The organism is Nocardia sp. NPDC002869 (genome assembly GCF_046764065.1).
GTDB classification, from domain to species: Bacteria; Actinomycetota; Actinomycetes; order Mycobacteriales; family Mycobacteriaceae; genus Nocardia; species Nocardia rhamnosiphila.
This window is the reverse complement of the sequence record NZ_JBKOOL010000059.1, coordinates 1-9,136: the sequence shown is the minus strand read 5'-3', so window position 1 is coordinate 9,136 and position 9,136 is coordinate 1. Positions and strand designations below refer to the sequence as shown.

Annotated in this window: 8 protein-coding genes; 6 read left to right on the top strand and 2 right to left on the bottom strand. The window is 68.0% G+C overall.

The features are described from left to right. Window positions 1–7: 7 nt before the first annotated feature. Both ACLML9_RS13540 and ACLML9_RS13535 read right to left on the bottom strand, forming a co-directional pair. Window positions 8–643 (bottom strand): hypothetical protein, encoded by a 636-nt coding sequence (locus ACLML9_RS13540; protein WP_411945845.1) that lies wholly within the window; start codon window positions 641–643, stop codon window positions 8–10. A gap of 1,019 nt (window positions 644–1,662) precedes the next feature. After that, window positions 1,663–3,069, bottom strand: coding sequence for a hypothetical protein (locus ACLML9_RS13535; RefSeq protein ID WP_411945844.1), 1,407 nt, complete (start codon window positions 3,067–3,069; stop codon window positions 1,663–1,665). Window positions 3,070–3,478: 409 nt separating this feature from the next. Between ACLML9_RS13535 and ACLML9_RS13530 the strand changes: the two genes are divergently transcribed. The 6 genes from ACLML9_RS13530 to ACLML9_RS13505 all read left to right on the top strand — a co-directional run bounded on the left by ACLML9_RS13530 (window position 3,479) and on the right by ACLML9_RS13505 (window position 9,046). Further along, window positions 3,479–3,739 (top strand): NUDIX hydrolase, encoded by a 261-nt coding sequence (locus tag ACLML9_RS13530; protein ID WP_411945848.1) that lies wholly within the window; start codon window positions 3,479–3,481, stop codon window positions 3,737–3,739. A gap of 504 nt (window positions 3,740–4,243) precedes the next feature. Further along, a complete protein-coding gene (locus ACLML9_RS13525; protein WP_411945843.1) occupies window positions 4,244–4,582 on the top strand; it encodes a hypothetical protein in 339 nt (112 codons plus the stop codon). 85 nt (window positions 4,583–4,667) lie between these two features. After that, complete coding sequence (locus ACLML9_RS13520; protein WP_411945847.1) at window positions 4,668–4,979, top strand: hypothetical protein; 312 nt, start codon at window positions 4,668–4,670, stop codon at window positions 4,977–4,979. After that, window positions 4,979–6,145 carry a hypothetical protein gene (locus tag ACLML9_RS13515; protein ID WP_411945842.1) on the top strand — a complete coding sequence of 389 codons (1,167 nt, stop codon included), beginning with the start codon at window positions 4,979–4,981 and terminating at the stop codon, window positions 6,143–6,145. Before ACLML9_RS13520 ends, ACLML9_RS13515 begins: the two co-directional genes overlap by 1 nt. A 62-nt stretch (window positions 6,146–6,207) precedes the next feature. Further along, complete coding sequence (locus tag ACLML9_RS13510) at window positions 6,208–8,559, top strand: TOTE conflict system archaeo-eukaryotic primase domain-containing protein (protein ID WP_411945841.1); 2,352 nt, start codon at window positions 6,208–6,210, stop codon at window positions 8,557–8,559. Between the two features lie 157 nt (window positions 8,560–8,716). Beyond that, window positions 8,717–9,046: a hypothetical protein gene (locus ACLML9_RS13505; RefSeq protein ID WP_411945840.1), complete on the top strand. Its 330-nt coding sequence runs from the start codon at window positions 8,717–8,719 to the stop codon at window positions 9,044–9,046. Window positions 9,047–9,136: the final 90 nt, after the last annotated feature.

Genomic DNA, 9,136 nt, shown 5'->3' with positions numbered 1-9,136 from the left:
CCTCGACCTACCCCGGCCGGGTTGCCGCGGCGACCAGCACGGCATGCAGCAGTCGTGCCTGAATACCGGCCTTCTCACCGTGCTGGACCACCTCGGCGAACGCGACGCCGAGCGCCTCGCCCACATCGAATCCGCCTCGTTCCGTGGCATTCCCGGACAGCTCGGCACGCCACTCCCGGTAGCCGCGCACCATCTCGGACAGCGCAGGCCGCGGGCGCGGCTGGGTGTCCAGGTACTCCGAGATCAGGACGCGTTGTGCCCGCCGGTGCGCGACACCGCCACCGGCAGCGTCGAAAGCCCGGCCGAATGCCCGCAAGGTGGCCGTGTGGATATCCGGCTGTGTCGTCTCGCCCGTTTCCTCGGTATCGGCGGTGGGGTCCTGTGGGTGTGCGGGTGGCCGGGATGATCGCGCAGGCGGCTGCGGCTGTTGTGCGGCGCGCCGGTCGAGGGTTATCGACCGGGCACCGCCTTCGCTGTCCGTCGGCGCAACGGCCCACCGTACCGTGCCGAGCTCGTCCTCGAGCTCGGCGACCGCCACGGTCTCCAGCACGATCATCGGGTAGTCGGTGAGGACCCGGTCCACCGCGGTCACGAACTCCTGTACCGGCGCGAGCTGAAGATCGGGGGCATCGAAACCTGTCACCTCGACGCCGTGCCGCTCGGCCAATGCGCGTGCCAGCCGTTCGATTGCCGGATCGGCCGGCGACCGCTCGCGGCCGCCGCGCCGATCACGGTCGCGGCCATTGCCACCGGCGGGTGAGTTCGGTCGTGGTGGGGGGCCTTGCTGCGGAGCCGGCCCGGTGTTTGCGGGCCTGCCGGCGTTTCCAGGGGAACCCGGCATTCCTGGTTGGCCGGGCGTGCGGGGCGGCGTCTCGGTCCACGGGGCTCCGGCCCGTCCCGCGGGCCCTGCGACAGGGCTGCCGGACGGTCTTCCCGACGTCTGAGGCGTATTACGCGATGGGGCTGCTACCGGCGGGGGTGAGACCGCGGAGGACGGCGGCGGCACCGCCGGTCCGGACCGCCGGCCGGGGGTGCCGGTCGCCTCGTTGCTCCCCGGACCGGATTCGGGCCGGGAACGACCCCACGGCGACTCGGACCGTGGTCCGTTGTCCGCAGCGGCACGCCCCGGGGATCCGTCCGGTGCCGGTGCGCTACCGGGCCGGTTGGGCCCATCGGCCGGGAGTTGGTCGGTGCTCCGTGGCCCGCCGACGGGAGAGACCGGCGAATTCTGTTCCGGCGTCACCGCGGCCTGATCGGATGGGTTCGACCGGGGTCCCCCGACCGGCGATTGCGGACCGCCCGTACCCGCCGGAGGCGACTCGGCGAGACCGGCCGGTCCCGAGCCCGGACCCTGGGCAGCCCCGGCCACGCGCGCGGCGCCGTCGATGTCCTGTGTACCGAAGCCGTTTGCGGCGCTGATGATTCCGGCCGCGTTACTGCGCATTCCTTCCGCCATGGCCTGCACGGTCGAAACCACTTGTTCGGCGCGCGGCGTGAACTGCTCGGCGAAGGTGCGCCCCATGTAGTCGTCGCCGAAGCTGCCTTCCGCCTGCTGCAAGCAGTACCGCAGCCCGGCGTGCGTTTGCTGCACCCGATCGGCGATATCGGCCAGCCGCGCGCCACGCTCGCGCAGGCCATCCAAGTCCAGTCGCAGTTCGCCGCTCATCTCCCACCTCGGGCAGATGACATCGGTCCGCCGGTCCGCAGCCGGAACCGGTGCTCGAAATCGGTGATGAACGCCGACAGCGGTACCGACGAGCTCGACCGCTCCACGACACCATCGTCTGCGACATAGAACACCGCCCGGTCGAGGGCGATCTCCCCCTCCGGCACCGGTGACCGCACCATCCAGCCCACGCCGATCCGCTCGGCCCGCAAGGTCGAGAGCGGGAACCCGGTCGTGTCGTAACCCCGGCTGCGGATGTAATCACGAACCAGGTTCAGTGCCTCCGACTCGTGGATCCCCACGATGTCACCGGCGACCAGATCGGCGAGCACGAACTGGAACAGGGCGCCGTCGATATCGACCTCGGCGTCCTCGCCCACAACCTGCACGATCGCCGCGCGGGTCACCGCCGCGGCCTGCGCCGCCGATACCAGCACTTCAGCGGCATCCGGCGATGGGCGATCCAGCGCGCCCGCCACCATTTCCGCCACCGTATCGGCCGTCCACACGGCGGGCAACGCAGGTGCGCATTCCGCCATCGGAGCGGATTCGCCGCGGTACCACTGCCCCTGATCCCACCAGTAACAAAACGACAGCATGCCGGTCATCACGCGGGGGTTGAGTACCGGGTCGGTCACCCATTCCGGGGCTCCGGCGAATAGTTTCGGCATCGCGCCAGGCCCGTTGTAGGCGGCTTCCAAGACCGGCGCATCCCAGACACCGCCCGACAGCACCGCCCGGTCGCCGGGCAGCAGTGTCAACGTCGAACCGCTGTGTCCCGAACTTTCGAAGACGCCGACCGATGGGCCGATCCGCGGCCCTCGTTCCGATCCGGCCGCCACGAAGGCCGCGGCCAGCACCGCCCACCGCGCCCACACCACCGCCAGATCCGGCAACTCACCGATCACCGGGGTCGCCTGCACGCCCGCACTCCGATCAGCGCGCACGCCGTCCGCGGCCGCGCGCGGTGACCTCGATTGGGATTCACCGCGTCCGAGGTAGGCGGCCAGCCACACGGGCAGCCTGCTACGCGGATACTGTTCCAGATCCGCCAGATACGCCTGCGGCGCGAACAATTGCTCACCGGGAAACGGCTCCGCGCCCCGATCGGCGACGACCTCGGCCCCCTGGGTATCGACGTGCACCACCAGCCGCCACCACGGCCCGTCCTCGTCGGCGGCACACAGGTCCCGATGCCGGCGCACCAACTCCCACACCGCATCCGATACCTGACACCGGACCGGGTGGTCCCCGTCATCGGCGAGGAACAGCGCCGATTCTGCGACAACGGTCATCGCGAACGCGGCCTCCAACCGGCGGCACCCGTCCGGCGCGAGCTCACGCAGCTCAGCGACGATCTGATCGGCCAGCTCCGCGAGTTCCGGACTCCCGGACCTGATCACAGCACACTCCCACCTCAGCGGATCTCCGCCCTGCAAGCCGGTCTGTGAACCTCGGGCCGGAGAGCGTGGTTCGGCCGTCAGGATCACACCCGGGTTGTAGATTTCCGCAACCCGGGCGCGAGCGCAACCGACCTCTCTTGCCAGCCATGGCAAGGGCGCCGACGTGCAAGTTCTCGTCGAACTGCCAACACCCTCTCCACGGCAAGAGATACGTATCGAACCCGATGGATAGCCGTTCGGAATGGCCGGTTCACGCCGCGACATCCTCGGGATCTGGGCCGGTGACGGCGGTGAAGGAGCCAAGTACTGGTTGCACGTGTTCACCGAACACCACCGGAGCCGAACGCGACGGCGTCCAGCAACTCGTCGTCGGCGCGGTCGTCGAACACAACGAACGCATCCTGCTGCTGTGCCGAACCAGCCCCACGATTTCATGGGCGGCATCTGGGAACTGCCCAGCGGCAAAGTCGAACCCGGTGAAAACCTCGACCAGGCACTCGCCCGCGAGGTCACCGAAGAAACCGGGCTCCAGGTCACCGGCATCGGCCGCTACATCGACAGCTTCGACTACCGCTCCGGAAGTGGCAAATACAGCCGCCAATTCAACTTCGCCGTCCACTGCGCCGCTCCCGAACCCGTCCGGGGCACCGAGCACGACGCCTACACCTGAACCCCCCTCACCGACGCCGTCAAACAGACCCTTACCGCCTATCGAAACGCCCACTGAACGCGCGATCATCGTGGACGCGACGGCACGGATGGGCGCTGACGGCGGCCGTCGCGTCGCCAACCGGGAAAACGAGGAGACAGGCCTCGTGGCAGCACGCGTCACCGCAGGCCCGTCGAACGGACTGGAAGGAATCCAACCGATGTTACCTGGGTCATACGCCGCGGAGGATGCGTGGCCGAGATGAGCGGCCCGGAACTGGTTCGACGACCATCACACTGATACAAAATGACCCTCACACCGGAATTCCGGTGTGAGGGTCGGCTGTCGTAGACAGGGCCCTGAAAACGAGTTTATTTCATTCCGTAAAGAACAGATAACCTCTGGTGGACCTTGGGGGACCTCACTACAACCCTGAAACAGCAGGGAGAAGCCCTGAAATGCCGGCAGAAGCCCTGGAAATTCCGATCCAGAAGCTACCCGACCCGACAAGTCCGGCCCCCACCCGTGGAGCGACCCAAACCCCGGCGGGCACGGCAACTCGACGCCGAGGAAGTCTCGGAGCTGATCACCGGCTACCAGGCCGGAGCGACCGTGTACGAACTGGCCGACCGATTCGGTATCGAACGACGCACAGTCAGCGGCATCCTCCACCGACGCGGGGTACCGATGCGCCGCCGCGGCCTGTCCCCCGACCAGGCCGACACCGCCATCCACCTCTACACACTCGGCTGGTCACTCGCACGCGTCGGTAAGCACCTCGACGTCAACCACACCACCGTCCTGACGGCACTGCGTCGGCACGGAATAGCCACACGGGATTCTCATGGGAGACCGCGGGGGTAGTCGACGGCTACCCTGTCGCCTTGTGACGCGAGGTGTTCCAAGGGTTGCGGCGGCGCGGATGACCGGTCGGTGGCGGATCGTGGCGATGAGCGGCTGGGATCGGGACGACATCGACCTGGTAGAGCCCGGCTTCATCGAATTCGGCGCGGACGGAACCGGCCAGTTCGGTTTCATCGCCGTCCGCGGCCGGCTGGACAGCCGCCCTGCCCAGCGGGATGGCCGGCCAGGTGTCGAGTTCACCTGGGAAGGCATCGACGAGGGCGACCGGGTCAACGGACGCGGCTGGGCGGTTCGCGTCGACAGCGAGACGATCGAGGGTCACCTGTTCTTCCACCTGGGTGAGGACTCGTCCTTCCGGGCGAAGCCCATTGCCCGTTCCGACGGAGTGGATGGATAGTGAGCGAGTATCAGTACTACGAATTTCTGGCGATCGACCGGCCACTCGACGATGACGAGCAGGCAGCAGTGCGATCGCTGTCGACCAGGGCAAGGATCACGGCCACCAGCTTCGTCAACGAGTATCACTGGGGCAATTTCAAAGGTTCTCCCAGACGGCTCATGGAGCACTTCTACGACGCGCACCTGTACGTCGCCAACTGGGGCACCCACCAGGTGATGTTCCGGCTGCCCTGTGAGCTCCTCGATCCCGGTGTCGTCGAGGACTACTGCGTCGACGACCGGGTCAACGCCTGGATCACGGACGAGTTCGTCGTGCTCGAATTCACCGGCGAGGACGAAGCGGGTGAGTTCGACTTCGACTACGACCCAGCGGCATTGCTGTCGGCGATCATCGGGGTCCGCGCCGAACTCGCCGCCGGCGACCTCCGACCGCTCTACCTCGCCTGGCTGGCCGCCTACGGCGCCTGGGAACGCGAGGAAGACCTGTTCGACCGCGAGGCCGACGACGATCTCGAACCGCCGGTGCCGCCCGGGCTGGGCACGCTGACCGCGTCCCAGCGTGCGCTGGCCGACTTCCTTCGTCTTGACGCCGACCTCCTCGCGATCGCGGCACAAGCCTCGGCACCGCTCGACCAGGCCGGCGACGATGTAGACGACCTCGCCGCCTGGCTGACCCACCTGCCAGAAATCGAGAAAGACCGGCTCCTGGCCCGTGTCGTGCAGGGCGAGGCCGCACGGGTGCGGATGGAGTTGCTGCGCCGCTTCCGCGGCGACGCAACTCCGGCCGACCCCACCCGAGCCCGCCGGACGGTGGCCGACCTGCTCGACAACGCGGCGCGGCGACGATCCGCCCGCGAGCGCCAGATGGCCGACAAGCGCGCCGAAGCACAAGCACGAGCCGAACACGCTCGTACCGTTGCCCGGGAACGGCGACTCGACAAGCTGGCCGGCACACAAGACCTCGCATGGTCGCGCGTTGCGGCGATGATCGCCACCCGGAAACCGGCCGAATACGATACCGCCGTCACGCTGCTGCTCGATCTACAGGCTTTGGCCGAACGCGAGGACCGCGACGACATGTTCGCCGAGCGCTCCACGGTCCTGCGGCAAACGCACGCACGCAAACGCGCCTTCATCGAGCGCCTCGACCGCAACGGTCTCTGACCACTCCTGGCCTTACTGTGTCTCGGCGACTGGCCGGCTCACCATTCGGCGGTGCACACTGGGTGGCCGTGGAAGCTTTTCCCGGCGAAGTCGAGGCCCTGCGCGCGGAGAATGCTCGGCTGCGGAATCTGTTGCGGTTCACCGGTGATCAGGCCTGCGCCGCGGAGCCGGATCAGACCGCCGCCGACACTCCGGTCGATATGCGGGCCGCTCCGGCGGCGAAGGTCGCGTTCTTCCTGGACCTGTTCGGCGCCCGCACCGACACCTATGCCGTGCGCTGGGAGAACCGCCACGACGGCCGCTCGGGGTGGGTGCCCGCGATCCGCGGGAAATGGCGCAAGGGTATGGCCCCGGATCAGGTGTCGTATCTGCCGTTGACCGCGGACGTGGTCGACCGGCACCTGCGGGGCGGGCACCATATCGGGTTGTATCCGCTGGCCGATGACGACACCTGCTGGTGGGTGGCAGCGGATTTCGACAAAGACACCGCGATGCTGGACGCCTCGGCGTATGTGAAAGCCGCTCGCGCCGCCGGGATTCCGGCTGCCTTGGAGATATCGCAATCCGGACGCGGCGCGCATGTGTGGATCTTCTTCGCCACCGCCGTGCCCGCAGTAGCGGCGCGGCGGATCGCCACAGGCTTGCTCGCCGAAGCCATCGGGTTACGCGGCCGGATGAGCCTATCCAGTTACGACCGGCTCTTCCCGTCCCAGGACACCCACCCCGGCCGCGGCGTCGGCAACCTCATCGCCGCGCCCTTGGCCGGCGCGCGCCGCCAGCACGGCACCACAGTCTTCCTCGACCCCGCCACTTTGGAGCCCTTCGAGGATCAGTGGGCCTACCTGTCCAGCATCGCTCGCCTGTCGACCAAGCAGGTCGAAGGGTTCGCCAGCTCACTGCCCCAGCCCCAGCTCGGTCACGATGTGCGGCGCCTGCGGCTGCCGACCGCGTCGAAGATCGTGCCGCGCCCCGCCGCGGTGGTGCGTGCGGCGTTCGGCGCGCGCATCCAGTTGACCGCCACCGATCTGGGCCCGGCGATGATTTCCGCGGTCAAACACGCCGCCTCCATCGCCAACCCCGAATTCTTCGCCCGCCAGCGCGCCCGCCGCAGCACCTGGGACACCCCACGGTTCCTGCGCAGCTACGACGAAACCCTCGACGGCGACCTGATCCTGCCCCGCGGCCTGCTGCCACTGCTGACCCGCCTCATCGAATCCGCCGACAGCACCCTGCATCTCACCGACACCCGCAGCACCGGCACACCCCAGGACTTCACCTGCACCGCCGAACTGCGGACCGAACAACAGCACGCCGTCCCCGCCGCCACAACCGGCGACACCGCAGTCATGGTCGCACCGCCTGGCACCGGCAAAACCGTCATCGCCTGCGCGGTGATCGCGGCGCGGGCCACCTCCACACTGGTCATTGTCGACCGCAAAGCACTGGCCGACCAATGGCGTGCCCGCATCACCGACCACCTCGGTGTCAAGTGCGGGCAGATCGGCGGCGGCCGATCCAAAACCACCGGTGTCCTCGACGTCGCGCTGCTGCCGACCCTCGCCCGGCGCTCGAACATCGACGAACTCACCAGCGGTTACGGGTTCGTTGTGGTCGACGAATGCCACCATGTGGCCTCGAGCGCGTTCACCGACGTCCTCAACAAGATCCCCGCCAAACACTGGCTCGGCCTCACCGCCACCCCTTACCGCCGCGATCAACTCGACGACCTGATCTACCACCAACTCGGCGCCCACACCTACACCATCGACGCACCCCGAGCCGGTCACCTCCCCACCGACGATGCCGCCCCGGCCCCACACCCGGTCCTGCACGTGCACTCCACCGGGTTCGCCTATGCCGGGGACGCGGACCCGTCCCAGCCCGGTGGCATGGCCGAGATCTACCGTGCTCTGGTCGCCGACGAAGACCGCCTGACCCAGATCGTCACCGACGTCGCCGCCGCGCACCGCGCCGGCGCGAACATCCTCGTCCTCACCACCTGGATCAACCACCTCAACGCCCTCACCGACCGCCTCACCACCGAGGGCATCACCGGCATCATCACCCTGCGCGGCGGAATGAACGCCGGCCAACGTCGCACCGCCCACGACGCCATCACCACCCGCCTGAACAACAGAGTGCCGCTACTGATCGTGGGCACCGGCTCCTACATCGGCGAGGGATTCGACTGCCCCGCCCTGGACACCCTGTTCCTCGCCGCACCCGTGAAATTCAAAGGCCGACTCATCCAGTACGTCGGCCGCATCACCCGCGCCCACCCCGGCAAAACCACCGCCACCGTCCACGACTACCACGACACCCACACCTCGGTCCTCGCCAGAACCCTCCAACAACGCGCCCCCGGCTACACCGAACTCGGATTCCCCGACCCACGCCGCCAGACCACGCAGTGAGCCATCATCCCGGTGCGATCCAAACGAGTCCCGCATGTGCGGCCGACACAACGGTCAGCCGGTACCCGGCACCCCGACCACAGGGAACCTGCGGAACAGCCCGGACCTCGCCGGTGACAGGTTTACACGCGGCGAAGGACTGCGGCACAGTGTGGATATGTCCAGTCGCAGCGATACCCCGTTCAGCTTCAGCGAGGTCAGACCGTATGAGGTCGTCGACTCGCTGAGTGAACTGCGGGGCCCCGAACACGGGGTACTCCAGCTGCCGATCGAGCTGGCTTGGGGCGGCCGCCGGGAATTCGACCTGGACGACGACTACGACCGCGCAGCCGTTTACAAAATCGTGCTGGACGAGGGCACCGCGAAGAATCTGCGGGAACTCGTCAACGGCCGCCTGCTGGCGATGATCTGGCCGCAGATGCGGCCGGCACGGCCGGTGCGTGCCCTGTGGGAAAGGATGTTTCCGCAGCTTCGAGCTGCTGCCTGATGGACCCACGGCAGCACGAACTGGCGCGGATCGCATTGCAAACTGTCGGCCGCCGAGGCGAAGTCCGCGGCGGCGGACAAGAGGACATAC